This is a genomic window from Giesbergeria sinuosa, assembly GCF_042652905.1.
In the GTDB taxonomy this organism is placed as follows: Bacteria; Pseudomonadota; Gammaproteobacteria; order Burkholderiales; family Burkholderiaceae_C; genus Simplicispira; species Simplicispira sinuosa.
On the sequence record NZ_JBHSHJ010000011.1, the window covers coordinates 70,132 to 96,257 of the forward strand.

Here is a 26,126-nt window from a genome sequence, read left to right on the forward strand (position 1 = left end):
GAAATTCCTCATGGCTTACTCTGACAAAGTGATTGATCACTACGAAAACCCCCGCAACGTGGGTTCGTTCGACAAGGGTGACGACACCGTGGGCACCGGCATGGTGGGCGCACCAGCCTGTGGCGATGTGATGAAGTTGCAGATCAAAGTCAACCCCGACACCGGTGTGATTGAAGATGCACGCTTCAAAACCTACGGTTGCGGCTCGGCGATTGCGTCCAGTTCATTGGTGACAGAATGGGTGAAGGGCAAAACGTTGGACGAGGCGGCTGCCCTGAAAAACAGCCAAATCGCCGAAGAACTGGCGCTGCCGCCGGTCAAAATCCACTGTTCCATTTTGGCCGAAGACGCCATCAAGGCCGCAGTCAACGACTACAAAGCCCGCCACGGTGGCGACGGCAGCACGGCAGCCTGACATCATGGCCATCACGCTGACCGAAGCCGCTGCGCGGCATGTCACTCGCTACCTCAGCCGCCGAGGGCAAGGACTGGGGGTGCGTCTGGGCGTCAAGACCAGCGGCTGCTCGGGGTTGGCCTATAAGCTCGAATATGTCGATGAAATCGCCCCTGAAGACCTGGTGTTTGAGAACCACGGTGTCAAGGTGATTATTGACCCCAAAAGCTTGGCCTACATTGATGGTACTGAGCTCGATTTTGTGCGCGAAGGTTTGAACGAGGGCTTTCGTTTTAACAACCCTAACGAGCGTGACCGCTGCGGTTGTGGAGAGAGCTTCCGCGTCTAACGCCTCTCTGGTGGGCCTTTGGCTGCAAAACCGCCACCGCGCAGCGTGCTGGCGGTTTTTTTATGGATTTTCCCAATGAACCTCCAATCTGACGATTTTGAACTGTTTGGCTTGCCCCGGCGCTTTGCCCAAGACCGCAACGCCATTGACAACCGCTGGAAAGAGCTGCAACGCGAAGCCCACCCCGACCGTTTTGCTGCCCAAGGCGCTGCCGCCCAACGGGTGGCCATGCAGTGGTCGGTGCGCATCAATGAAGCCTATCAGCGCCTCAAAGACCCGCAGCGCCGCGCTGCCTACCTGTGCGAGTTGCATGGCATGCCAATCCGTGCCGAAGACAACACCGCAATGCCAGCGGCCTTTCTGATGCAACAGATGGAATGGCGTGAAGCCTTGGAAGAGGCCGAGACGTTGGCAGAAGTGGATGCCTTAGAGCGCGAGGTGCGCCAAGCACAAAAAGCGGGGCTAGAGCGTTGCGCAGCACTCATCGACACACAGCAAGACTTTGCCGCTGCTGCCCAGCAGGTCAGAGCCCTCATGTTCATTGCGCGTTTTGCCCATGATATTGGGCAGCGCCAAGATCAACTGGGACAATAACGCCCCATCTCCCAATCCCACAGAAGAAAAAATTCATGGCGCTGTTGCAGATTTCCGAACCCGGCCAATCCCCTAATCCCCACCAGCGGCGCATTGCCGTGGGCATTGACTTGGGCACTACCCACTCTTTGGTGGCTGCCGTGCGCAATGGCGTGGCCGAATGCCTGCCCGACGATCAGGGCCGGGTGCTGCTGCCTTCTATCGTGCGTTATCTGGAAGGGGGCAAGCGCCAAATTGGTTATGCCGCTGCTGCTGCACAGTCCGACGATGCCAGTAACACGATTGCTTCGGTCAAGCGGTTCATGGGGCGAGGGTTGGCCGACATTACCCACGCCGACAAGTTACCCTACGCATTGGTGGGTGCGCAGGCAGGCACGCCCAGCGGCATGGTGCATATAGCAACGGCTGGGGGCGTGAAATCGCCTGTAGAAATCAGTGCCGATATTTTGGCTACGCTGCGCTACCGTGCTGAAGACACCTTCAACGATGATCTGTATGGGGCTGTGATCACTGTCCCAGCCTACTTTGACGATGCCCAGCGCCAAGCCACCAAAGATGCAGCCCAACTGGCTGGTATTCACCTGCTGCGTCTGATTAACGAACCCACGGCAGCCGCTATTGCTTATGGCTTGGACAACGCCAGTGAGGGCGTTTATGCCGTTTATGACCTTGGCGGGGGCACGTTTGATATTTCTATTCTGCGCCTGACGCAAGGCGTGTTTGAGGTCATTGCCACTGGGGGCGATTCGGCACTCGGCGGTGATGACTACGACGCGGCACTGGCTGATGCAGTGTTGGCTCCCTTGGGCGTGTCTTTGCACACCCCGAGCGACAAAACGGCAGCCCGTTTGGCTGCCCGTGCCTGTAAAGAAGCCCTGACCTGCCACGAGACGGCGCAGTTCAGTGCCACATTGGCTGAAACCACCATTGCATGCACCGTGCAGCGCAGCGATTTTGAAGCCGCCACCGCCCACCTCACCGCCCGTTCGCTCGCTGCCGTGCGTCGGGCTTTGCGTGATGCCCAACTGGCGGTCGATGAGGTGCAAGGCGTGGTGATGGTCGGTGGCTCTACCCGGATGCCGCACATCCAGCAGGCCGTGGGTGCGTTTTTTGGCCATACACCCTTGACCAACCTCAACCCCGACGAAGTGGTGGCTTTGGGCGCAGCCATCCAAGCCAATCAATTGGCAGGCAACAACACCGCTGGCGATTTGTTGCTGCTGGATGTGATTCCGCTCTCTTTGGGTATTGAGACGATGGGGGGCTTGGTGGAGCGCATCGTTTCGCGCAACGAAACCATTCCCACGGCCAAGGCGCAAGACTTCACCACCTACAAAGATGGTCAGACCGCGCTGGCGCTGCATGTGGTGCAAGGCGAGCGCGATTTGGTGCAAGACTGCCGCAGTTTGGCCCGGTTTGAGTTGCGCGGCATTCCACCGATGGCGGCTGGGGCGGCGCGTATCCGTGTCACTTTTACCGTGGATGCCGATGGCCTGTTGTCGGTCAGTGCCAAAGAGCAAATCAGTGGTGTCGAGGCCCATATCGATGTCAAGCCTTCTTATGGCCTGAGCGATGAGCAGATTGCCAAAATGTTGCAAGACGGCTTTGCCACGGCAGCCCAAGATATGCAAGCGCGTGCGTTGGTAGAGGCCCGCGTGGATGCCGACCGGATGTTGCTGGCGACACAAAGTGCCTTAGATATCGACGGTGCGTTGCTCGGTAGTGATGAGCGCACCGCGATTGACGCCCTGATGGATGCCCTGCGCCAGCAAAAGGGCAGCGACGATGCTGCTGCCATTGAGGCTGCCACCCAAGCATTGGCTAAAGGCACCGAAGGTTTTGCCGCCCAGCGCATGAACCAAGGTATCCGCCAGGCGCTGGCCGGCAAAAATGTCCAAAGTCTGTAAAACCACTACCCCGACACGCTATGCCCGTCATTAAAATTTTGCCCCACCCTGAGCTCTGCCCTCAAGGCACCGAGATCACGGCCCCCGCTGGCACCTCGATTTGTGAAGCTTTGCTAGAAAACCACATCGCCATTGAGCACGCTTGTGACATGAGCTGTGCCTGCACCACCTGCCACGTCATCGTGCGCGAAGGCTATGCCTCGCTCAATGCGGCAGAAGAGGAAGAAGAAGACCTGCTTGATCGGGCTTGGGGCTTGGAGCCGCAATCGCGCTTGAGCTGCCAGGCCATTGTCGGTGCGCACAATCTGACGGTGGAAATTCCCAAATACACCATCAATCACGCCCGAGAAAACCACTGACATGTTGCGCCAGATTATTCTCGATACCGAAACCACAGGGCTGTCGGCAGACAACGGCGACCGCATCATTGAAATCGGTTGTGTAGAGCTGGTGGCCCGCAAGTTGACAGGGCGCAACAAGCATTTCTATCTCAACCCTGGGCGCGACAGCCACCCAGATGCGCTGCGTATCCACGGTATCAGCAACGAGTTTCTGCAAGACAAACCCAAGTTTGAGGCGGTGGTGGAAGAGTTGCTGGACTATTTGCAAGGTGCCCAGCTCATCATCCACAACGCGCCGTTTGATATAGGCTTTCTGAACAAAGAGCTGGAACGCACGGGCCGCCCGCCCCTGAGCCATTTTGTGGGCGAGATCACCGACACGCTGGTCATGGCCAAGGAGATGTACCCTGGCAAGCGCAATTCGCTCGATGCCTTGTGCGACCGCTTGGGCGTGGACAACTCTGGGCGCACCTTGCACGGTGCGCTGTTGGATGCGGAGTTGCTGGCCGATGTTTATATCAACCTGACCCGTGGCCAAGATGCGTTGTTGATTGCTGAGGACGATGCCCAGTTGGGGGGCGCCGTACAGGTGCCGGGCTTGGATTTGCGCGGTATTGATCTGCCGGTGTTGCAAGCCACAGCACAGGAAATAGAGGCCCATGAGGCTGTGCTGGCCCAGATTGACAAGGCCAGCGGTGGCAAGACAGTGTGGCGGGCAATGTAAAACAGCAAAAAACTGTGCCATAATAGCAGTCTTGTCATTAAGACACGGGTGATTAGCTCAGCGGTAGAGCACTGCCTTCACACGGCAGGGGTCACATGTTCGATCCATGTATCACCCACCACAATTTGCGGCTTTGGTTTTTTGAATCAAAGCCATTGGGTGATTAGCTCAGCGGTAGAGCACTGCCTTCACACGGCAGGGGTCACATGTTCGATCCATGTATCACCCACCAAACACAAAAGCCTCTTAAATTCTCAATTTAAGAGGCTTTTTGTTGCTCGGCACGGTTCTAAACCATACAACGCAGAGTGCAAAAAGGTTCGGGCTACCTGCACCAGTGCTGCGCAGGCCAACCCGAACCCTAGCGTGAGTGAGCCGGTTTTATTGCTTCACGGCTTCTACTTGTACGACCAAGCGCACATTCTTCGGGAAGCCCCAGTCCACGCCATAGTTCAGACCAAAGGCTGTGCGGTCAATGGTGGCTTCAAAATCGCCGCCGCACACTTCGCGCTTGAGCATGGGGTTGTTGTAGCAAGCAAATTGGTGGGCCTTGAGGGTGACAGGCTGGGTTTTGCCCAACAGCGTCAGTTTGCCATCCACTGCGGTGACTTTGTCGCCGTCGAAATGGAACTTGTCGGAGACAAACTTGGCGGTGGGGTGCTTGGCCACATCAAAGATGTCGGCGCTTTGCAGATGCTTGTCAAAAGCCGCAGTGCCCGTGTTGATCGAGGCGATATCGAAGGTGATGTCTACCTTGCCGGTCTTGCCTGCACGGTCAAACTGCACCGAGCCTTCTTTCTTGTCAAAGCGGCCACGGTTGACCGAGGCACCGAAGTGGCTGATCTCGAAGGTGGCAAAGGTGTGTGTGGGGTCGATAGCGTAGTCGGCGGGTGCCGCTTGCACAGCACCAGCGGCCAAGGTGGCTACAGCAGCCAGAGTAAAGAGGGATTTGCGCATGAAAGGCTCCTAAAAAAAGTAAGAAAACAGGGTTGAAGAAATCAAAGTTTGCCCACGCCAGTCAGCGCGAGCTTGAATTGGACTTGCACATCGTCGGCCACCATAGAGGTGTCGGCCCATTCGTTTTCGCCGATCTTGTAGGCCAGACGCTTGAGGGCCAGCGTGCCGGTGGCCGTGGTGGCAGCACCGTTTTGGGTCAGGGCGACGGGCACTACCACATCGCGGACGGTACCTTTGATGTTGAGCTTGCCAAGCACTTCAAACTTGCCTGCGCCCAGTGCCTTGATGCTGCTGGATTCAAATGTGGCTTGCGGAAACTGCGGCACGTTGAACCATACCGCCTTGGGCAGTTCGGCATCGGTTTCCCGAGAGCCGAGCGTGGCACTGCCGGTATCTACGCTAAAGCTGATTTTGCTGCTTGCCAGCTTGGTGGGATCGAAGACGACTTGGGCCGTGAATTTTTTGAAATGTCCTTGCAGTGGCACGCCCATTTGTTTGGCGGTGAAGCCGATGCTGCTTTGTGCGGGCACCAAGGCTTGTTGTGCGCTGGCGGGGGTGCCCATGAGCAAGGCGGTGCTACCCAACAGCAGGGCAGAAAGAAAAGAAGTGGGTTTCATGGTGGTATTGGAGAAGAAAGGGGGTCTGAGCGCGATCAGTGAAGGAAAGTTCAGTGTTGACCAGGCCACATGCGGAGCAGCAACTGGTCGCGATCAATGAATTGGTGTTTCAGGGCCGCTGCCACATGCACCAGCACTAGCGCCGCCATCCCGAAGGCGGATAACTTGTGCAGTGGTTTGAGCCACTCTGCCAAGGCTGGGCTGACGGGTACAAAGTCGGGCAGGGGCAGCATCCCCAGAAAAACGATAGGAAACCCGGCGGCGGAGCTGTAAGCCCAACCTAGCAGAGGAACGGCAAAGAACAGCAAATACAAGGCATGGTGGGTGCCGTGGTGGGCTGCCTTTTGCCATGCGGGCATGGCTGCCTGCATGGATGCGGGCAAGGCTGGAGGGCGGTGCGTTAGGCGCCAAGCCAACCGCAGCGCCGACAGCAGCAAGATGCCTACGCCTGCCCATTTATGCCAGTTGTAGAGTTGCAGGCGTTGGGGAGAAAACGGCAGGTCGGCCATGTAAATGCCGATGGCAAACACGGCCACCAAGGCACCGCCGAGCACCCAGTGCAGGGCTATGGCTGTGGTGTTGTAGCGGCTGGCGGGTGTGCTGTCGGCAGGGGTATGGGGTGGGCGGTGATCTGGCATGGTGGTCGCTTGCATCTGAGGGGGTTCCGGCAACGGCCAGAGGCGGTTGCGTTGTGGAACACGTGTCAGTGTAAGAACCACCAAATTCTTTTAGTTCCAATTGAATTGATGTTTCAATTGAAAAAAATTGAATATTGGGCAGTGGCGCTATGCAGAGCTCATGGTGGCGTCAAACAGTACCACCCGGTCGCGGCCCCGTTCTTTGGCTTGGTACATCGCGGCATCGGCATGGCGTGACAGTTCCATTTGCGTTTGGCCGTGTTCTGGGTAGAGGGCCACACCGATGCATGAAGAAATGGACAGGGTTTTGTCATCGATCAGCATGGGTTCGTTCAGGGCGACACGGATTTTTTCTGCCACCATCAGGGCATCGGCGGGAGTGTTGAGATTGAGCAGCAGCACCACAAACTCATCGCCCCCTACGCGGCTGACCGTATCGGATTCGCGCACACAGGCTTGCATGCGCCGTGCCACTTCTTGCAACACCACATCGCCAACAGCATGGCCCCAGGTGTCGTTGATGGGTTTGAACTTGTCCAGATCGATGAACAGCAAAGCCAGTGGGCGGTCATGGCGTTTGGCCAGAGCCAAGCCGCGCTCGGCGCGATCCAAAAACAGACTGCGGTTGGGCAGATTGGTCAGAATGTCGTAGTGGGCCAGATGGTCGAGTTTTTGCTGGGCATGTTTGCGTTCTGTGATGTCGAGTTTGATGGCGACATAGTGTTGGCGCTGGCCTTCAGCATCGACCACTGGAGCGATGTGGGTTTCTTCCACATAGGTGTCACCGGCTTTGGTGCGGTTGATGATTTCTCCGACCCAGCATTGCCCTTGGGAGAGTTGTATCCACAGATCTCGGTAGATGGTGGGGTCGGTCAGGCCCGACTTCAGCATAGAGGGCTTGCGGCCATGAACCTCATCAAAGGTATAGCCCGTGAGCTGGGTGAAGTAGGGGTTGACGTACTCGATATGGCCATCCAAGTCGGTCACCATCACCGTGAGTGGACTTTGCTCAATGGCCGTTGAGAGTACCAACAACCGGCTTTGCGCCGCCTTGATTTGGGCCAGCGAGTCTTGCAGTTGCTGGTTGAGCTCGGCCAGGGCTGCACGTTGCTGCGCCCGCTCTAGATGGGCCGAGACCCTGGCCTTGACTACCTGTGGATTGATGGGCTTGTGGATGAAGTCCACCGCCCCTGCCTCGATACCCCGTGTTTCGCTGTCGGCATCGATGCGGGCCGTGACGAAGATCACGGGCACCTCGCGGGTGTTGGGGTCGCGTTGCAGTATTTCCAGCACTTCGTAGCCGTTCATGTCTGGCATCATCACGTCGAGCAAAATCAGGTCGGGCCGATGCTCGGCCACCTGCGTCAAACCTTCTGGCCCAGACAGTGCAAAACCGATTTCGCAGATGTCGGCCAGCGTTTCACCCAGGACTTCGATGTTTTCAGGTTGATCGTCCACAATCAGGACTTGGGCGCGTGGGCTGGGCATGGCGGTGTCTCTTGTATCTGGGGTGTTGCCAGTGGTGAATGGCTGGGCAGGTGGGATGCAAACACCCACAAGGCCTCTAGTGCAGGTTTGAATTGCAAGCGCCGCACGGCTATGCTGACAGGCGCAAAGGCCGGGGCCAGTGTAGTGTTTTGTAACAGCAGTTCGATGTCTTCGGTCATGCGTTTGGCCGCCAGCCGGTTGGCGCTGAGCAGTGGCTCCAGTTGCGCTATGCGTTGTTGTAGCAGAGCGTAGTCCAAAGGCGGGGCCACAGGCAGTTGTCTGGCAACGCAGGTGGTTTCGTCTGGTGCGGTGTGGGTGATGGGCGCAATCCAGTGCAACAAGGTGTCTCGCAACTGTTCTGCGGCCCAGGGGGGATCAAGCTGTGCCACTATGCCTGTGGTCAGGTTCTGTGGGGTGGCTGGGGGGTGGCTGGCCTGTGCTGCCAGTGCAATGATGGGCGGGCATTGTGCGCCCAGTGTGGTGTACAGCTGTTGGGTAAGGCAGAACCCATCCATGCCAGGCAGGCGCAAATCCACCACAATGGCTGCCAGTGGGCTGTGTTGTGCGGTGGCAATGGCATCGGTGGGGTTGCCTGCGGTACTCACGCTCATCCCCATGTGCGTCAACATGTCCTGGATGTCGGCACAGGGCGCATCTGGGGGGCTGACCACCAGCACTTGTTTGTGGTGTAACGGTGCTGTCTGCAATGTCCAGGTTGCTTGGGCCAGGGCATCGGCAGTGTGGGGCAGGGCCTCTTCGCTGGCCCGTGCCAGGGTCACCTCAAAGCGGAAGGTGCTGCCTTGGCCGGCGTGGCTTTGCACTTGTACGTTGCCATGCATCAAATGGGCGAGTTGTTGCACGATGGACAGGCCCAACCCCGTGCCGCCGTATTTGCGTGTGATGGAGCTGTCGGCCTGGGTGAAGGCAGCAAACAACCGCGCTACCTGCTCTGGCGTCATGCCAATGCCGGTGTCGGATACGCTGCCCTGGAGCGTCACGGTATGGTCAGTTTCTGTGTGCAACGTGAGTTGCACTTGCACGCTGCCCCGTTCGGTAAATTTGATGGCATTGCCCACCAAGTTGATGAGAATCTGCCCCAAACGCAAGGCATCGCCCACAAGGTAGCGTGGCAGACGTGGGTCAAGCACCATTTGCCAGTTCAGGTGCTTCTCGTCGAGTTGGTGGGCAAACATATCACTGACCTGTTGCAGTACGCCTGCCAGTTCAAACGGCAGCTGCTCCAGTTCTAGTCGCCCGGCCTCAATTTTGGAGTAGTCCAAAATGTCATTGAGCAGTTGCAACAAGGCTCGTGCTGAGTTGTGTACCTTGCCCAGGTAGTCGCGCTGACGGGGTGTCAGTGTGGAGTCGAGCACCAGCGCCGTCATGCCGATGATGGCGTTCATCGGCGTACGAATTTCGTGGCTCATATTGGCCAGAAAATTGCTCTTGGCATGGTTGGCCGCCTCGGCGGCCTCCTGCATTTGTTTGATGTGGGAGATGTCTACCCTAAAGCCTACGGTATAGCCTGCCGGGGTTTTGCGATCCACAATGCGCAGCCAGCGTCCGTCTTGCAGCTTTTGTTCTATCACCCCTTGGCCGCTGTGGTGGATGTTCATGCGGTGGCGAATCCATGCCTCTTGTTGCTCTGGCGGTGCATGCAAGAGTTCGGCATATTGCCCAGCCTCTATGCGGGCGCGCAGCAGTGCCTCAAAGGTTTTGCCTTGGGGGTTGATGTGTTGATTGCCGGGGATGAGGGAGCGGTATTTGTCGTTGCAAAAGACCAAACGGTCGTGGTGGTCGAACAGTACAAAGGCTTCGTCAATGGCCTCAATGGCGGTGCGCAGGGTTTGTGCATTGTCTAGCACTTCCTGTTGTGTGCGGCGCAGTGCATCAGCGGCATCGCGTTGGTCTTGGATGGTTTGCAAATAGGCATTGAAGCCTGAGACCAGGTCGGCAATCTCATCGCGTACCGCAGGCAGGGGCAAAGGGGTGTGTGTGGCCTCTGGGGTTTGGCTCAGCCGCTGGAAGCTTTGCGCCACGGCCCGCAGGGGCATGACCACTTGCCGTGCATGGTGGCGCACCAACAGCGCCATCACAGTCAGGCACACCAGCAACAACGACAGCGCCAACAGGGCCAGACGCATCTCTTGGGAGGTTTGCTGTTTTACCGGGGTGGTGAGCAGTAGATACCCCCCAATTTTGGGTAGTGGCATGGACGACAGCAATACTTTTTGTCCATCCAGCACCAGGCGTTGATCAGTCGGGTTTTGGTGCAGCAGGCGCAGCAAGCCGGGGGCTGCAGGTTGACCAAAGTGGTTGCGCTCGGGGTGGTGTATGAAGCGGCCATCCCGATCTACAGCCATCAGGCGGATTTGGTGAGGGTCTTGGCCCCGGTAACTTTGAAAGATGGCATCGTTGAGGCTGATGACCAGCACACCAACCACCGAGTGCACATGGGCTTTTTCGTTGTAATGGCTGATGGGCCGGATCAGCGTATAGACCTTGTTGGAGGTCAGTCCCAAATTGGCACCATCGTCCATGCCACGCCAGTAGGTGCTTTGCCCAGAAACTTGGGCTTCTTGCACCAAGCGCCGAACGGTTTGCGCTGGCACGTCGTGGGTGTCTAGCGTGGAGCCAACATGAAAGTGCTGACCATGCAGCGACAGCACATCCAACGACACCAACCCCCGCGCCCGCAAAAAGTGGTTCAGGATATAACCAATCTGTGCTTGGGTGTTGAGCCGGTCGTAGGTTTTTCCGGCAGAGCGATCTACCTCGTACAAGGCTTTGGCAATGGCCTCATTGCCAGCAATATTGGCCGCCAAGTCCTCTATTTGTTCGGTATAGAGGGTCAGAAACTGCTGCACTTCAGACAGCGTGCGGTGGTTGTTGGCTGTGGTTTGTTCAATGACGATGCTGCGGGCCATGTAGAACGCACTGCTGCCAAACAGTAACAGCGGCACAAGAGCGGTCAGCAGCAGATAGACCACCAGCCGGGTGGTGATGTTGGTATTCCAGCGCACGGCCATCCCTACCAAATTAGTGCAGAGTAGAGGCCGTGACCAATCGGGCGTCGATGAGTGTCATCAGCGGCACGGTTTCACCTTGGAGCAGGCGCTGCGCCAGCACCACGCCCTGAAAGCCTTGTTCGGCGGCCTGTTGGTCGACGGTGACGCTCATCTGGCCTTTGCGAATGGCTGCCACTGCCTCGTCAATGGCGTCGTAGCCTCCTACCTTGACGTCGGTGCGTCCTTGCTCTTGCAGGTACTGTATGGCTCCCAGCGCCATCATGTCATTGGCGGCATACACCAACTGCACTTTGGGATGGCGGGTCATGAGCTCTTGTGTGACGCTATAGCCCTCGTCAATTTTCCAGTGTGCTGTCTCGCTGGCCACCAGCTGCACTGCTGGGTTGTCGGCCAGGGCGCGTTCGGCGCCACGCTGGCGTTGGCGGGCATTGTCGGCACTGCGAATACCCTCCAACACAATGGCTTGGGTGTCGGGGGCTGCATGAAGGGCCAGCGCCTGTGCAGCAGCATAGGCGCCTTTTTCGTTATCCACACTTAAAAACGGAACAGGTGCCAGACCTGCCTGTTGCACCGTCTGTGGGTCTAGCCGGTTGTCTACATTGACCAGCTTGATGCCTGCATCGGCGGCCTTTTTGAGCACTGGCACTAGGCGCTGCGAGTCGCCGGGGGCGATGATGATGGCATGGACGCCTGCACCGATCAGGTCGTCGATGATCTGAATTTGTTGCTCAATAGAGGTTTCTTGGGCGGCCACCTTGACTTGGAGTTGCACACCCAATTGGCGTTCGGCACGGCGCGCACCCCGTTCCATGGCAATGAAGAAGGGGTTGGTCAGTGTTTTCATCACCAACGCTACCGTTTTTTGTTCTGTAGCCGTTGGGGCCGGGGCAGAGACGCTGGGCGTTGAGGCGGTGGTGACGCTGTTGAGTTGCAGTTCGTTGGCATCTTTGCAGCCCAACAGACCAAGTGCCAGCAAGATCACAGAAAAAAATTGCAAAAGGGTGGTCAAGATCAGGATCTCCGTTGTACGGGCAGGGTGCTGTGCACCATTATTGTTTTTCTTCGGGGGGCAGGCTGGCTATCCAGTGGTGTAAGGCGTTGAGCGCCTCTTTGAACTGAAGTCGGCGGGTCGGCCCCATGACGGCTGCAAAGCTATCGGCCCAGGGGGTGGGTTGCAGCAGGGTTTCGATTTGTTCACCCACGCGCTTGGCGGCCAAGCGGTTGTGGATCAGCAGGGGTTCGAGTTCGGCCAGCAAAACATCGAGTTGGAGGCGCGTGTGGTGCGCGACGCTGGCCTGCTGTGGTGGCGTGGGCGCTGGCGCTGCCGTAGTCAACCGTGGTGCCACGCAGGCAGCCGTGACGGGGGCATGCGGGGACTCTGTGGTGGTGACACACTGGAGCCTGAGCGCAAAGCGAAAGGTGCTGCCTTGGCCGGGGCTGCTGTGTACCGTGATTTGGCCGTGCATGAGTTGCACCAGACGTTGCACAATCGACAGCCCCAACCCGGTGCCACCGTATCGGCGGGTGATGGAGCCATCGGCCTGTGTGAAAGCACAGAACAGGCGTGCAATTTGCTCGGGGGTCATGCCGATGCCCGTGTCACGGACTTCGCCGCACAGCATCAGGGTGTCGTTCTGCTGCTCTTGCACGGTCAGGGACAGGGTGATGCCACCTTGCTCTGTGAATTTGATGGCGTTGTCCAGCAGGTTGGTGAGTATTTGGCCTAGGCGCAAGGCATCGCCGAGCAGGTGGGTGGGCAGTGCAGGGTCTAGCAGAACCTGCCAGCCTAGGTGCTTGGCCTCTAGGCGATGTGCAAACATGTCTTGCACCTTGCCCACCACTGTGGCCAGTGCAAAAGGCTGTTGCTCCAGTTGCAGTTTGCCCGCTTCCATTTTGGAGTAGTCGAGGATGTCGTTGAGCAGCTGCAGTAGGGCTTGTGCTGAGGCGTGGGCCTTGCCTAAGTGGTCGCGTTGGCGCGGGGTCAATTCTGAGTTCAGTACCAAGGCGGTCATGCCCAGCACGGCATTCATGGGGGTGCGAATTTCGTGACTCATGTTGGCCAGAAAATCACTTTTGGCCTGATTGGCTGCATCGGCAGCGTCTTTGGCCGCACGCAGGCTTTGGGCGTATTCTTTCTCGGTGGTGATGTCACGCACCACCCCCAGCAGGCCCAGGGGTTGGCCCTTGCTGTCGCGCTCCAGCATCCAACGGGCCTCGTAATGGCGGTAGCTGTGATCTGCCTGCTGCACACGAAAACTGCCTCCGCCAGAGGCACCTGTCTGGCGACTGTGTTCCATCCGAGCGTCGAGTTTGGCACTGTCGTCGGCAGCCACCCATCGATGCCAATCACGGCGGCGGATGCCTTGAAGTGGTACTTCTGGAGCCAGCCGATACCATTGGTGCAACCGTTCATCCCCGTCAATCTGGTCGTTGGCAAAACACCAGCTCCAGATGGTCAAGTCGGCAATGTCGGTGGCCATTTTGAGCCGTGCCAGGGCATTGGATACCAGTTGTTCATTGGCCCGGCGTTCAGAGATGTCGGCCACGATAGTCAAGTAGCCGCTGGCAGCTCCATGCTCATCTTTGAGCACCGAGACTGATCGCGAACCTACAAAATGGCTGCCGTCTTTGCGCACATAGATGATCTCGTCTTGGACGGGCTGGTGATCATCGCGGCCCGCAAACAGAGTGACAAAGTCGGCTTGTTGGTTTTGTGGGTCGTGAAACAGGGTGGGACGCTGCCGACCCACCACCTCTTTGGCCCGGTAGCCAAGCATCTGCTCTGCAGTGCGGTTGAACAGTGTCAGCACTCCAGCAGGGTCGGTAGCCAAGATGCCATAGGCAGCATGGTTGAGGATGGCCGTTTGTAGCTTGAGCACTTCGTGGACGATTTTCTCGGCCTGTTGGCGGGCGCTCAGGTCTTCTAGCGCCAAAATGGCCTGACGTTGGCCGTCAACTTCAATCACGGCCGCAGTGATTTGCACCGGAATTGGGTTGCCACAGTGGTGCAGCAGCAAAACTTCCCGCTCCAACAGTGGAGACAGTGCAGGACTAGCGGTTTGCAGCAAGCGTTGTGCCAGTTGCGTTTGCACATCGTGCATAGATGGTGGTAGCAAATAGATGCTGTGCAGGCCGACCAGTTCTTCGGGGGTGTAGCCCAACAGTGCGCAGGCGGCTTGGTTGGCGCGCAGCACGGTGCTTTGCCGGTCTACCACCAGCATGGCGATGGGCGAGGCTTGCAGCACTTGGGCTGCACTTTGCTCGCTGCGCCGCTGACCATGCTGCTGGGCCATGCGGTATAGGCGGTGGGCACCCAGCAATGTGAGCAACACCATCAGGCCACTAAAACCCAGCAACAGGTAAGTGTTTGGCCCCCAAGCCGCCATCCAGTGCTCACGCGCTTTGCCAACTATGACAAAGAGAGGGTAGTTATCAAGCCGTTGGTAGGCATAAAAGCGTGTGATGCTGTCCAGTGGAGAGGTATCCAAGTAACTGCCGCTGTGGGGGGCTGTAGCCAAGTGTTCGTGTAACTTGGGTGAGACTGGGCTGGACTGCTCTGGGCGGTGGTGGGTGTCTGGCGTGGCAGGGTATTGGGCGATCTGGGTCAGCGATTGGGCGGTGCGCAGAGCCACCATCCCAGCGGGGCCGATGGGGGTCTGGCTCAAAATATGGTCGAGCGAGGCAATCGCAAAAGTGGCATAGACCATGCCTGCAAAATCACCGCCGGGCTGTTCTAGCCGCCTGGCCAGCACCAGTATCCAACGGCCACCCAGCCGATCTTGCAGTGGCCCTTCTATGACCAGACCTGCATGGCCTGGCGTAACTGTTGCGCTGCGCACCGATTGGAAGTAGGGTCTATCGGCCAAGTCGAGTGGCTGGAGTTCACCCGTGCCGTAACGCAGCACGCCTTGGGGGTCGGTAATGCGCAAACTGTACAGATGTGGCAACAGCGTCAGTTGCTGTTGCATGGCCGCGTTGAAGCGTGCTGGATGGAAGGTGCCTGTGTGCTGTTGTTCGGTGTAGTGATAGGCAATTGACTGCAGGGCCGTGTCGGTCTGATCGAAAATGGATTCGATATGGTGGGCCAGCAGATGGGTGGTTTCCTGCGTCTGGGTGACGTGGCGTTCTTGCTGGCGCTGGGTTTCTTGCCACAGTGCCATAGCAGTGAGCACCACGATCAGAATGCCAATCACGCTGGCCCCAGTCAGGTAGGGCAACCAGTCGCGCGAGGAGGGAGGTGGGCGCATGGACGGCATAGGGGGGCCAGCGCCACTGGTTATTCGGCTTGGGCTTGTGGTGGCGGCTGGGGTGTCACCACGCCGTTCTGCCAGAGCCGCTAAGTGCAACCAAGCCCGCCGACGCAGCCCCGTATCGGGCAATTGCTGGCTGCATGGGGTCAGCAATTGCTGGGCTTTGCCCCACAATTGACGCTGTAGGCAAGCTACGCCAGCCAAGTATTGCAGGCGGGCATGTTGTGGCTGCGCTTGGGCAGCGGACTCAATGCGCGCTAGCCAGGGAGCATCTATTTCATGCAGACTGGCTTCTAGGGTGCAGACCAGTTTGAGGGCCAGGGTATCACTCAGAGTGCCCGGATATTCTTGCAGCAGCGGCCATACAGGCAGTAGCCAGTGGCGCACTTGGGCAGGGTCTCCCCCCAAAGCACTCAGGCGCTGGGCGGCATGGATGGCCAACTCGGGCATGGCGCGTTCGTGGGTTTCGAGCGATTGCCAAACTTGCTGCAATTGGATGTGGTCGTGTGCGCTGTCTATCAGTTCGGTGGCTAGCCCACGCACAATGCTTTGGGCTGCAGTTGCAGAGAACGCACGGTGCTTGCCCAAGAGGCGGGCGGTTTCTAGGGCATCTTGGGTCTGGTGGGCATGGCGTGCGGCCTTGAGCCGAATGCGCAACGCCAACGTGCGGCGTGCTGCTCCTTGGGGCAAGGCTCCTAACCAGTCTAAGGCGCTGCGGGCATCGTGGTCTTCTAAGGCCCAGCGGGCTGCCCGCAGTTGTATGCCCTCGCGCAGCACCTGCGCATGGGCAGTGCCGTGGGCGGGGGCTTGCTCCATGGCCTGTTGCACATGTTGTTCACGGTGCTTGCGGTCTTGCAGTGCCTGGGAGTCTTCGGCCGCAATCAGATGGGCCAAGGCCCGCAGTTGATGTGCGTGGGGGATGGCCTCACCTGCTTGGGTGAGGGCGGCCTCCTGTGCCAGTGCCAGCAGGGCTGCTTTGCGTGAGCGCAAGAATCGCCCTGCCATGAATTGGGCTAAGGCATCCAGCAGGGCTGCGTGCATGGCCCGTTCTTTTTGTTGCAGGCGCCAGCGTTGGGCTTCGCGTGGCAGGGCCAGCAAAGCCGCTAGCCCACGCAGAGCCGCATAGATGGTGGCAAAACCCAGTACCAGTAGCAGCAACACTAGATTCAGTGACAAATCTAGTCGGTAAGGGGGCCAGAACAGGGTGATGGTGCCTTGGTTGTTGCCTGCGAACAGTGCCGAGGCCACAGCAACAGCAAAAAGGGCCAAAAGCCAGAGGGCGGCACGCATAGGCGGGTGCTTTCTGGGCCTTAACGGCCTGCTGCCGCACTGCCCAGGGCGGCAAAGGTTTCGTCTAGACGGGGGAGCTCGGTATTTTTCATGTGGGTCTGCACCTGTTGCAGCACTGTGGCCGCATTCTGGGTGCGCCGCGAGGCGGGATCGAAGTATTTATTGATGGCGGCACTGGCGGTGGCCAAGTCGGAGCGGGCCGACTCAGATTGTCGTGCCAGTATCCCCAAACGGGCATTGAGCAGTTTGAGTTTGAGGTTTTCACGCAGGAAAAAGGCTTCTTCTGGCGCCAATAAGATGGCCTCGGGCTGGTCTATGCGGCTGACACGAACCAAGCTGCGCACTTCGTCCCACACGACCTCCCAGCCATGCAGCAGGGTGGTTTGCCACCACGGTTGGTCGGCGGTAGGGGCTGTGCTGCTGTGATGGGCTTGGGCGTTGGCTTTGGCTTGCAGGCGGCGCGTGGCTGCTGCCTGCGCCACCGCATTTTGCAGTGGCAGGTCGTCCACTTGGCGTACCAAGTCGTCTAGACGGGCCAGCAGACCGGCGGTGTCGGCGACATGGGCGGTGCTCAGGCGCTCCAGATCGCGGCCCATGGCCCGTAGCAAGGGTTGCAGGCGCGGTTGTGCCGCCCGCTCTATGCGCTGCTGTGCGCTTTTGAGCCCAGCCACCAGAGGTTCCAGATGGCCGGTGAACTGGGCCTGTTGCTGGGCCAGCCGCAAGGCCGCTTCAATATCGACCACCAGCGTTTCATCGCGTGAGCGTGAGACGCTGCGCATCAGCTCTTCTAGCTGACCGCGTTGCAAAGCTACCTCGTTGAGGCGGGTTTCGGCCACAGTCAGTCGGGTGGCGTTGTCGTTGGCTTGTTCTTGTGCCTCGCGGGCCAAGGTGCGGGCTTCTACGGCTTGGGTGCCAGCATCGGCACTTTGACGGGCCAGCTGTTCTTGGATGGTGTGGAGCTTTTGCCACAGCAAGGTGCTGCTGGTCAGGCCCACTGCCGCCAGGGTGGCTACGACAGCCAAGCTGTAACTCCACAGCTTGCCTGCACCGCCGGGCGCAGCCTCTGGTGCTACAGAGGCCGTTGTCGGCGGCACCGGGGTTGCAGCAGACAGGTCGGGAGAAGGCGCAGAGCTCATGGCATGGATTCTATCGAGACTGCTACATCCTTGAGTGCGGGGCGGCATTGACGCACTGTGCCAAAGCCGATGGCCTGTGCTGCTGCCGCAATGCGAGGGTGTGTGGTCAGGGCCAATGCCTGCTGCCAAGACTGTGTGGGTAGCTGCGCTTGCAGATGGGCGATGGCTTGTGAACTGCTAAACAGCCAAAGTGAGCCATCATGGGCGGCCTGTACGGCCAGTGCTTTTTCGTCGGGTGTGAGATGCGGGGCGGTACGTTGGTAGGCAACCACTGTGTGAACCAGAGCGTCTGCCTGTTGTAATTGGTGGGTTAACCAATCTCGCCCAGAGCCTTCTGTGGGGGCGTTAGAGGCTGTGGCGTTGCTGCCGCGCACAATCAAGACCCGACAGCCCGGCCGGATCTGTGTGTGTACCTGTTGCCAGAGGGCTTCGGAATCGAACTGTGGGGCATCGTTGGCGGGTTGGTCGATGCACGAAGGCGCCATACCCAGTGCCTCTAATGTGCTGGCGGTGCCGGGGCCGGGTGCCCACACTCTGGGTGCATGGCCTGTAGCCACCAAACAGGCCAGGGTTTGAACCGCAGCAGGCGTCCAGAAGTACCGGGCGGCTTGTCCACTGACCACCATTACCGCATCGTACTGTGCCAATTGCTGTCGCGCAGTGTGCAGCCTGTCCACCAGTTCGGTATCTTGGGGGGCCGTGATTTGAATCAGGGGCAAAGACTGCGCTGGCAGCCCACGCAATTGCAATGCAGCGACCCACTGCGCCGCTTCGTGCGCAGGGCGGGTAATGACGATCCGTGGTGGCATGGCAGGCGCACAAAGGGAGTGGGGTGGGTGTGCTGTGGTTGCTTCTTAGCTGCCCGCACCGCCAGCCCGTAGCTGTGCCGCTACGGCCTGTCCTAGCGCATCGGCATCGGCCAAAGTGGTGACGGTGGCACAGGCACTGGCGCGTACCAGTGCCTGTTGTTGTTCTGGGTCTCCCCAAGCAGCATCCAGTTGCAATTGGTCATGGTGCAACACGGCGTGGGCCGCCAGTGGCATGGAGCAACTGCCCCCCAGACAACGGCTTACGGCTCGCTCGGCTGTCACGCGCAGCCAGGTGGGCTGGTGTGCTAGGGGAGCCAAAGCATCGATCAAGTCTTGGCGGTCGCTGCGCACCTCAATGCCCAAGGCACCTTGGCCTGCGGCGGGCAACATCTCGGAGGGGGTGAAGATTTTGCGGAGGCGTTCATGCAGGTTGAGACGCTTGAGCCCGGCAGCGGCCAGCACGATGGCATCGTATTGGCCCTCGTCGAGTTTGCGCAGCCGAGTGTCCAGGTTGCCCCGCAGCGGCTGAATGTGCAAGTCGGGGCGCAGGGCGTGCAAGAGCACCTGACGGCGCAGGCTGGAGGTGCCCACCACCGCACCGGCGGGTAAATCTTGCAAGCTGGCATAGTGGGGGGAAACAAAGGCATCGTGGGCGTCTTCGCGTTCCATCACGCAGGCCAAGGCAAAGCCCTCGGGCAGCTCCATGGGCACGTCTTTGAGTGAATGGACGGCAATATCAGCCCGCCCATCGTGCAGAGCGGTTTCTAGTTCCTTGACGAACAACCCCTTGCCCCCCACTTTGCTCAGGCTGCGATCCAAAATTTGGTCACCCAAGGTGGTCATGCCCAGCAAGGAGACCGCATGGCCGCGCGCTTGCAGCAGCTGCTGTACATGTTCGGCTTGCCATAACGCCAGGCGGCTTTCGCGTGTGGCAATGACGATGGAGGGTAAGGAGGGGGCTTGGGAAGTCATCGCGGCAGGCGGAGCAAAAAGAGGGCGAACCTAGGAGAAAAACCGGCTGTATGGCACATGGTTAGCCAAGCGCGGGATGCTAGCATGGCTCCAGTTTTAAAACCATTGAGCCAGGAGACTCAACCAAAATGACTTCGTCCGTTCGTAAGACAGAAGCCCCACCGGCGCGTAAAACCGACAAAGACGCGCCCCTGATCCAGGATATCCGCCTGTTAGGGCGCATTCTGGGTGATGTGATCCGTGAGCAAGAAGGCGTAGACGCTTTTGAGCTGATTGAGCAGGTGCGCAAACTCTCGGTGGCTTTTCGCCGGGATGCCGACCACGACGCCGACAAGGCGCTTAAAAAGTTGCTCAAGGGTTTGAGTGGCGACCAAACGGTGAGCGTGATCCGCGCCTTCACCTATTTTAGCCATTTAGCCAACTTGGCCGAAGACCGCCACCACATCCGCCGCCGCACCATTCGCGATCGTGCGGGTGATACGCAAGAGGGCAGCATTGCTGTGGCGTTGTCGCGCTTGCGTTGGGAGGGCATTGCACCCAGCACCATTGCCGAGGCACTGGCCAGCAGTTATGTGGCTCCGGTGCTCACCGCCCACCCCACCGAGGTGCAGCGCAAAAGCATTCTGGACGCCGAACGCGGCATTGCGCAGCTCTTGGGTGCCCGTGACGACATTGTGGAGCGCGCACAGCTCTACAACAGTGCCAAAGACGCCCTGACTCCACGCGCTTTGGCTGCCAACGAAGCCCAATTGCGCGCCCGGGTGGCCCAGTTGTGGCAAACCCGCTTGCTGCGCTACAGCAAATTGACCGTGGCCGACGAGATTGAAAATGCCCTGTCGTATTACGAGGCCACCTTTCTGCGCGAAATTCCACGCATCTATGCCGAGTTGGAAAGCGAACTGGGTGATCAGCACGTACACAGCTTTTTGCGCATGGGGCAATGGATTGGTGGTGACCGCGACGGCAACCCCAATGTCAGTGCCACCACGTTGGAGCAGGCGTTGCGCCGTCAGAGTGAAGTGGCCCTGCGCCACTACCTGACCGAGGTGCATTTGTTGGGCAGCGAGTTGTCCATGTCGGCCCGGCTGGTGGAACAAACGCCTGAGATGCAAGCCTTGGCCCAAAGCTCGCCCGATAGCAATGCCCACCGCCAAGATGAGCCTTATCGCCGCGCCCTCACAGGCATCTATGCGCGTCTGGCAGCAACCCTAGAGCAGTTGGCCGGTACCGAAGCGGCACGCCATGCCGTGGCACCGCAAAACCCCTATGGTGATGCGGCCGAATTTTTGGCCGAGTTGCGCACGATTGCCGCTTCACTCCAGGCACACCACGGTGCTGCTTTGGTGCCTGAACGTCTGAGCCCGTTGATACGGGCGGTAGAGGTGTTTGGCTTCCATCTGGCTACGGTGGATTTGCGTCAAAGCTCTGACCAGCACGAGCGGGTGATTGCCGAGTTATTGGCTGTGGCCCGTATTGAGCCAGACTATGCGGATTTGGGCGAGGCTGCCAAACGGGCTGTGCTGATGCGTCTATTGCAGGACGCACGTCCGTTGCGGGTGCAGGGCGTGCCGTATTCTGAACATACGCAAAGCGAGTTGGCGATTTTTGAGACAGCCTTGCAAATGCGCCGCCGCTATGGGGCCGAGGCCATCCGGCACTACATCATCAGCCATACAGAAACCGTGAGCGATTTGCTGGAAGTGCTGTTGTTGCAAAAAGAGGTGGGGCTGCTGCGTGGCACTTTGGGGCAGGCCTCTCCGGTATGGGGCCAAGCCCATTGCGACCTGATTGTGGTGCCGCTGTTTGAGACGATTGAAGACTTGCGCAACGCCCCCACCATCATGCGCGAGTTCTACCAACTCCCCGATGTAGCGGCCTTGGTGCGCCGCAGTGGTGCCGAGCAGGACATCATGCTTGGTTACTCCGACAGCAATAAAGACGGCGGCATCTTTACCAGCAACTGGGAGCTTTACCGGGCAGAAATCGCTTTGGTGGAGCTGTTTGACGAGCTGTCTGCGGGCAACACGCCCATCCGTTTGCGCATGTTCCACGGGCGTGGCGGCACGGTAGGTCGGGGCGGTGGCCCCAGCTACCAAGCGATTTTGGCGCAGCCCCCAGGCACCGTGCGCGGCCAGATTCGCCTGACAGAGCAAGGCGAAGTGATTGCCTCCAAATATGCCAACCCCGAAATTGGCCGCCGCAATTTGGAAACATTGGTGGCAGCCACTTTGGAGGCCACCTTGTTGCAGCCCACCAAGTCGGCCACGCCAGATTTTCTGGCGGCTGCGGCCCAGCTGTCACAGGCCAGCATGGACGCCTACCGCGCGCTGGTCTATGAGACCCCCGGTTTTACCGACTACTTCTTCAACTCCACGCCCATCCGCGAGATTGCCGAGCTCAATATCGGTTCGCGCCCGGCCTCGCGCAAGCCTTCACAAAAGATTGAGGATTTGCGGGCTATTCCTTGGGGCTTCAGTTGGGGCCAGTGCCGCCTGACGCTGCCAGGTTGGTATGGCTTTGGTGCGGCGGTAGACGCCTTTTTGCATGCCGAAGGCACCGACCCCAAGGCCCAGCTGGCGCTGTTGCGCAAGATGTACCGCCAGTGGCCGTTTTTTAGCACGCTGCTGTCGAACATGGACATGGTGTTGGCTAAAAGTGATTTGGCACTGGCCTCGCGCTACAGCGAGTTGGTAGACAACCCCCGCCTGCGCAAGAAGATTTTTAGCACCATTGAAACAGAATGGCACCGTACCGCCGAGGCACTGGCACGCATCACTGGCGAGAAGCAGCGCCTGGTCAATAACACGGCGTTGGCCCGCTCGATTCGCCACCGTTTCCCTTACATCGACCCGCTGCACCATCTGCAAGTAGAACTGGTGCGCCGCTGGCGTGAGGGGGAGGGTGATGAGCGCGTGCAGACGGGTATCCATATCTCGATCAACGGTATTGCAGCGGGTTTACGCAACACCGGTTAACGCCACAATCACCCGATAAAAAAAGCCCTGCAATGCAGGGCTTTTTGGTGTGCAGGCCAAGGAGATCAGGGCTTTTTGTCGGAGGGCACGCTCTCCTGCGCCGCCTTGAGCAGTTCGGCCTGGGCATCTGCATCGCTGGTGGCGGGCAGGTCAGGGGTTGACTCCGCCGGGGCTGAGGGGCTGGCCGGATCGGCGCTGTCGGTGCGGTTTTCTTCGTTGGCGAAGGGGTCGGAGCCAAACGGTGTGGCATCCGGCATTTCTGCCTCCATTTGCTGCTGGATTTTGTCCATGTCGTAAACCTGGGCCTTGTCCAGATTGCCCGACACAATGCCTGGGAAGGCGATGATCAATCCCACCATCACGATCTGGATCAGCACAAAGGGGACGGCACCCCAGTAAATCTGCATGGTCGTCACGGGCTGTACCAATTTTTTGGTCACCTTGTCGGTGTAGGCCGTGCTCGGGGCCACACTGCGCAAAAAGAACAAGGCAAAGCCAAAGGGGGGATGCATGAATGAAGTTTGCATGTTCACCGCCAGCAACACACCAAACCAGATCAGGTCAATCCCCAGCTTGTCGGCCACCGGGGCCAGCAATGGCACCACGATGAATGAAAGCTCAAAAAAGTCCAAGAAAAACGCCAAGAAGAAAATCATGACGTTGACCAGAATCAGAAAGCCTGTTTGTCCACCAGGCAAATTGCCCAGCAAATGCTCGACCCAGCGTGGGCCGTCCAGCCCCTGAAACACCAGCCCGAATACGGTGGAGCCGATCAGGATGAACACCACAAAGCACGAGAGTTTGGTGGTGGTGTTGAGTGCCTGTTGCAGCAACGACATATTCAGGCGGCCACGGGCCAGGGCCATGGCGAAGGCACCCAATGCACCCATGGCACCGCCCTCAGTGGGGGTGGCTACGCCCAAAAAGATCGTGCCCAATACCAAAAAGATCAGCAACAGTGGTGGAATGAGCACAAAAGTCACGCGCTCGGCCATGCGTGAGAGCAAGCCCAGACGCAATACCTTGTTGACCACTGCGATGACAAAAGCCAAGGCCACGCCAGCGCACATCGACACGACAATGGTTTCGTCCAAGGCCACCTGCTGCACGGCTTCGCCCTTCCACCAAGAGTGCACAGTCACCATGTTCTTGCCTAGATAGACACTCACCGCAGTGCACAGTGCCGTCAGTACCGTCAAAGAAGGCAGGCCGGTTTTGCCGCTGTCTTCTCGGATGGTGCGGGCTTCGGCGGGCAACGCTGGCACCCAATGGGGTTTGAAGACAGCCAAGGCGATCACAAACAGGGCATACAACCCAGTCAACATAAAGCCGGGCAGAAACGCGCCCTTGTACATATCGCCTACGCTGCGTCCGAGTTGGTCGGCCAGGATGATCAGTACCAGCGAGGGGGGAATGATCTGCGCTAGGGTGCCCGAGGCGGCAATGACGCCTGTGGCAATGCGCCGGTCGTAGCCGTAGCGCAGCATGATGGGCAGCGAGATCAAGCCCATCGAGATGACCGAGGCCGCAACCACCCCCGTGGTGGCAGCCAGCAGCGCCCCCACAAAAATCACGGCAAAGGCCAAGCCACCTCGGATGGGGCCAAAGAGCTGACCAATGGTGTCGAGCAGGTCTTCGGCCATGCCACTGCGCTCTAGGATCAGGCCCATTAGCGTAAAGAAGGGAATAGCCAGCAGCGTTTCGTTCTGCATGATGCCAAAGATGCGCAGTGGCAATGCCTGCAACAGCGCCTCTGGCAGTAAACCTAGCTCAATGCCGATGAAACCAAAAAACAGTCCGCAGGCACCCAAGCTGAAAGCCACTGGAAAGCCCAGCAGCAAAAAAATGATGAGGCCGCCGAACATGATCGGCGCAATGTTGTGGGTAATGAATTCCATGATAGGGACGCTCAGTGAGGCTGACTGGGTTGGGCTTCCGCTTGGCGGCGGATGGCTTCGGCCAGTTCTTCTTCTGGCGTTTTCTCGATCTTCTTCACGGTAGGGTCATCGATCAGGCCATGCAAGAAGGCCAAGCGTTTGATGAGTTCAGACCAACCTTGGAGCAACAGCAACACAAAGCCTGCTGGAATCAGTGCATACACCGGCCAGCGGATCAGGCCGCCAGCGTTTCCCGACATTTCATTGGACTGGTAGCCTTGTAGGAAAAACGGAACGCCATACCAGAGCACCACCAAACAGACCGGAGTCAAAAAGAAGGCGAAACCAAAAATATCAATCCAAATTTGTGCCCGCTTAGACAAGCGGCTGGCGATGACGTCTACCTTCACATGTTCGCCTTGTAGCAAGGTGTAGCCTGCTGTCAGCATGAAGGCGGCTGCAAACAAATACCATTGCACCTCCAGAAAAGCGTTGGAGCTGTAGTTGAATGCCTTGCGCACCACAGCGTTGGCGCCGCTGATGACGGTAGAGGCCAAAATGAGCCACAAGACGTATTTGCCAATCTGGCTGTTGAGCCGGTCGATGCCCTGGGACAATCTGAGTAAAGCGTGCATGTTCTCTCCGAGAAAACCCTGCGGTCACAAGAGGTGTTGAAAACGCCACAGGCCCGCAGGGGTACTGCGGGCCTGTGCAGGAGCATGCGCAATGGTGGCGCAAGGAGCGCGATTTTAAGATGCGGCAAAGCCAGCGGTCAGGCCGTGGTCATGGCAGCGACACAAGCGCAGCCGATAATGGCTGGGCCGCCCTGTCCCACAGTGAGCGGCGGTGGCAGGATTCCCCTGCGGCCCATAGGCACAGGATTTTTCATGCAAATACCAAGCCATACGACTGAAATGCAAGCACCCTCCCTCATTCTGACCGAGGTCAGCAATGGTATCGGCACCATCACATTGCACCACGAGGCCAAGCGCAACGCTTTGTCTGAGCACATGGTGCAGGAAATGATTCAGGCTTTTGACCAGTTCAAGCAGGCAGGGGTGCGTGTAGCCATTTTGCGTGCGCTGCCTGGCGTCAAGGTGTGGTCTGCGGGGCATGATGTGACGGAGTTGCCGGCTGGCGGGCATGATCCGTTGAGTTGGCAAGACTCGCTGCGCACGTTGATCCGGGAGGTGGAAATATTTCCTGGCCCTGTGGTGGCGTTGATCGAAGGTGGTGTGTGGGGTGGAGCTTGTGAGTTGGTGTTTGCTTGCGATATGGTGGTTGCTACCCCCGAAGCCACCTTTGCGGCCACCCCAGCCAAGTTGGGCGTACCCTACAACGTCACAGGCTTGCTGACCTTCTTGAATGTGGCCCCCCCGCATATTGCCAAAGAGATGTTGTTCACGGGGCGCCCCATGACTGCCGCACGCTTAGAGCGCCAAGGGGTGATCAATGGCGTGGTGCCTGCCGAGCATATTGGAGCCCATGTTTTTGAAATGGCCCGCACTATTGCGCAGAATGCTCCCTTGGCAGTGAGTGTGATGAAAGAGCAGTTGCGCATTTTGGCGGGTGCCAATGCAGTGTCACCAGGAGACTTTGAGCGTATTCAGAGTTTGCGTCGGGTGGTATACAACAGCCACGACTATGCCGAGGGTATACAGGCGTTCAAAGAAAAGCGTCTGCCCCATTACCACGGCGAATAAGCCCCTGATGCTGGCCTGTGCGGTGCGGGTCTACACGGAGGCAGGTTTTTTCATCAGGGTGTAAAAAAACGTTTTC

General features: G+C 58.6%; 20 protein-coding genes, 2 tRNA genes and 1 pseudogene. 10 read left to right on the plus strand and 13 right to left on the minus strand.

Annotated features, from left to right (window positions below; genetic code table 11):
- Window positions 1-10 precede the first annotated feature (10 nt).
- The 8 genes from iscU to ACFO6X_RS12825 all read left to right on the plus strand — a co-directional run bounded on the left by iscU (window position 11) and on the right by ACFO6X_RS12825 (window position 4,541).
- A complete protein-coding gene (gene iscU / locus ACFO6X_RS12790; protein ID WP_382433645.1) occupies window positions 11-415 on the plus strand; it encodes a Fe-S cluster assembly scaffold IscU in 405 nt (134 codons plus the stop codon).
- Between the two features lie 4 nt (window positions 416-419).
- Window positions 420-743, plus strand: coding sequence for an iron-sulfur cluster assembly protein IscA (gene iscA, locus ACFO6X_RS12795; RefSeq protein ID WP_382433647.1), 324 nt, complete (start codon window positions 420-422; stop codon window positions 741-743).
- A gap of 75 nt (window positions 744-818) precedes the next feature.
- On the plus strand, window positions 819-1,337 hold the full coding sequence (gene hscB / locus ACFO6X_RS12800; RefSeq protein ID WP_382433649.1) for a Fe-S protein assembly co-chaperone HscB: 519 nt from the start codon (window positions 819-821) through the stop codon (window positions 1,335-1,337).
- A 35-nt stretch (window positions 1,338-1,372) separates the two neighbouring features.
- Window positions 1,373-3,244, plus strand: a complete 1,872-nt coding sequence (hscA, locus tag ACFO6X_RS12805; protein WP_382433651.1) for a Fe-S protein assembly chaperone HscA — start codon at window positions 1,373-1,375, stop codon at window positions 3,242-3,244.
- 20 nt (window positions 3,245-3,264) lie between these two features.
- A complete protein-coding gene (fdx, locus tag ACFO6X_RS12810; protein ID WP_382433653.1) occupies window positions 3,265-3,603 on the plus strand; it encodes an ISC system 2Fe-2S type ferredoxin in 339 nt (112 codons plus the stop codon).
- A gap of 1 nt (window position 3,604) precedes the next feature.
- Window positions 3,605-4,309 carry a DNA polymerase III subunit epsilon gene (gene dnaQ / locus ACFO6X_RS12815; protein ID WP_382433655.1) on the plus strand — a complete coding sequence of 235 codons (705 nt, stop codon included), beginning with the start codon at window positions 3,605-3,607 and terminating at the stop codon, window positions 4,307-4,309.
- A gap of 46 nt (window positions 4,310-4,355) precedes the next feature.
- Window positions 4,356-4,430 (plus strand) — tRNA-Val (locus ACFO6X_RS12820).
- Between the two features lie 36 nt (window positions 4,431-4,466).
- Window positions 4,467-4,541, plus strand: a tRNA-Val gene (locus ACFO6X_RS12825).
- Window positions 4,542-4,690: 149 nt separating this feature from the next.
- On the opposite strand, the gene ACFO6X_RS12830 is transcribed toward ACFO6X_RS12825, so the two are convergent.
- From ACFO6X_RS12830 to hemC, 11 genes and pseudogenes are all read right to left on the minus strand, one after another.
- Window positions 4,691-5,266, minus strand: coding sequence for a YceI family protein (locus tag ACFO6X_RS12830; protein WP_382433657.1), 576 nt, complete (start codon window positions 5,264-5,266; stop codon window positions 4,691-4,693).
- A 41-nt stretch (window positions 5,267-5,307) separates the two neighbouring features.
- Window positions 5,308-5,883, minus strand: coding sequence for a YceI family protein (locus ACFO6X_RS12835; protein ID WP_382433659.1), 576 nt, complete (start codon window positions 5,881-5,883; stop codon window positions 5,308-5,310).
- A 50-nt stretch (window positions 5,884-5,933) separates the two neighbouring features.
- A complete protein-coding gene (locus tag ACFO6X_RS12840) occupies window positions 5,934-6,521 on the minus strand; it encodes a cytochrome b (protein ID WP_382433661.1) in 588 nt (195 codons plus the stop codon).
- Between the two features lie 147 nt (window positions 6,522-6,668).
- The gene (locus ACFO6X_RS12845; RefSeq protein WP_382433663.1) at window positions 6,669-8,009 is read right to left on the minus strand and encodes a diguanylate cyclase; all 1,341 of its coding nucleotides are present in this window, start codon (window positions 8,007-8,009) and stop codon (window positions 6,669-6,671) included.
- The gene (locus ACFO6X_RS12850) at window positions 7,982-11,032 is read right to left on the minus strand and encodes an ATP-binding protein (protein ID WP_382433665.1); all 3,051 of its coding nucleotides are present in this window, start codon (window positions 11,030-11,032) and stop codon (window positions 7,982-7,984) included. Before ACFO6X_RS12850 ends, ACFO6X_RS12845 begins: the two co-directional genes overlap by 28 nt.
- A gap of 16 nt (window positions 11,033-11,048) precedes the next feature.
- The gene (locus ACFO6X_RS12855) at window positions 11,049-12,047 is read right to left on the minus strand and encodes a substrate-binding domain-containing protein (RefSeq protein WP_382433667.1); all 999 of its coding nucleotides are present in this window, start codon (window positions 12,045-12,047) and stop codon (window positions 11,049-11,051) included.
- A 40-nt stretch (window positions 12,048-12,087) separates the two neighbouring features.
- The gene (locus ACFO6X_RS12860) at window positions 12,088-15,294 is read right to left on the minus strand and encodes a PAS domain S-box protein (RefSeq protein WP_382433751.1); all 3,207 of its coding nucleotides are present in this window, start codon (window positions 15,292-15,294) and stop codon (window positions 12,088-12,090) included.
- Between the two features lie 33 nt (window positions 15,295-15,327).
- Window positions 15,328-16,578: pseudogene (locus ACFO6X_RS12865) on the minus strand (heme biosynthesis HemY N-terminal domain-containing protein); the annotation flags it as partial.
- A 20-nt stretch (window positions 16,579-16,598) separates the two neighbouring features.
- Entirely contained in the window at window positions 16,599-17,714 is a 1,116-nt protein-coding gene (locus ACFO6X_RS12870; protein WP_382433669.1) for a uroporphyrinogen-III C-methyltransferase, read from the minus strand.
- Window positions 17,711-18,523, minus strand: coding sequence for a uroporphyrinogen-III synthase (locus tag ACFO6X_RS12875; protein WP_382433671.1), 813 nt, complete (start codon window positions 18,521-18,523; stop codon window positions 17,711-17,713). The genes ACFO6X_RS12870 and ACFO6X_RS12875 overlap by 4 nt, the downstream gene beginning before the upstream one ends.
- 45 nt (window positions 18,524-18,568) lie before the next feature.
- The gene (gene hemC / locus ACFO6X_RS12880; protein ID WP_382433673.1) at window positions 18,569-19,495 is read right to left on the minus strand and encodes a hydroxymethylbilane synthase; all 927 of its coding nucleotides are present in this window, start codon (window positions 19,493-19,495) and stop codon (window positions 18,569-18,571) included.
- 128 nt (window positions 19,496-19,623) lie between these two features.
- Between hemC and ppc the strand changes: the two genes are divergently transcribed.
- Window positions 19,624-22,470 (plus strand): phosphoenolpyruvate carboxylase, encoded by a 2,847-nt coding sequence (gene ppc / locus ACFO6X_RS12885; protein WP_382433675.1) that lies wholly within the window; start codon window positions 19,624-19,626, stop codon window positions 22,468-22,470.
- 65 nt (window positions 22,471-22,535) lie between these two features.
- Here the strand turns inward: ppc and ACFO6X_RS12890 are convergent, their stop codons facing one another.
- Together ACFO6X_RS12890 and ACFO6X_RS12895 are read right to left on the minus strand one after the other, a co-directional pair.
- Window positions 22,536-24,368: a TRAP transporter large permease gene (locus ACFO6X_RS12890; protein ID WP_382433677.1), complete on the minus strand. Its 1,833-nt coding sequence runs from the start codon at window positions 24,366-24,368 to the stop codon at window positions 22,536-22,538.
- A gap of 11 nt (window positions 24,369-24,379) precedes the next feature.
- Entirely contained in the window at window positions 24,380-24,982 is a 603-nt protein-coding gene (locus ACFO6X_RS12895) for a TRAP transporter small permease subunit (protein ID WP_382433679.1), read from the minus strand.
- Between the two features lie 252 nt (window positions 24,983-25,234).
- On the opposite strand from ACFO6X_RS12895, the gene scpB reads away from it, so the two are divergent.
- Entirely contained in the window at window positions 25,235-26,050 is an 816-nt protein-coding gene (scpB, locus tag ACFO6X_RS12900) for a methylmalonyl-CoA decarboxylase (protein WP_382433681.1), read from the plus strand.
- Window positions 26,051-26,126 lie beyond the last annotated feature (76 nt).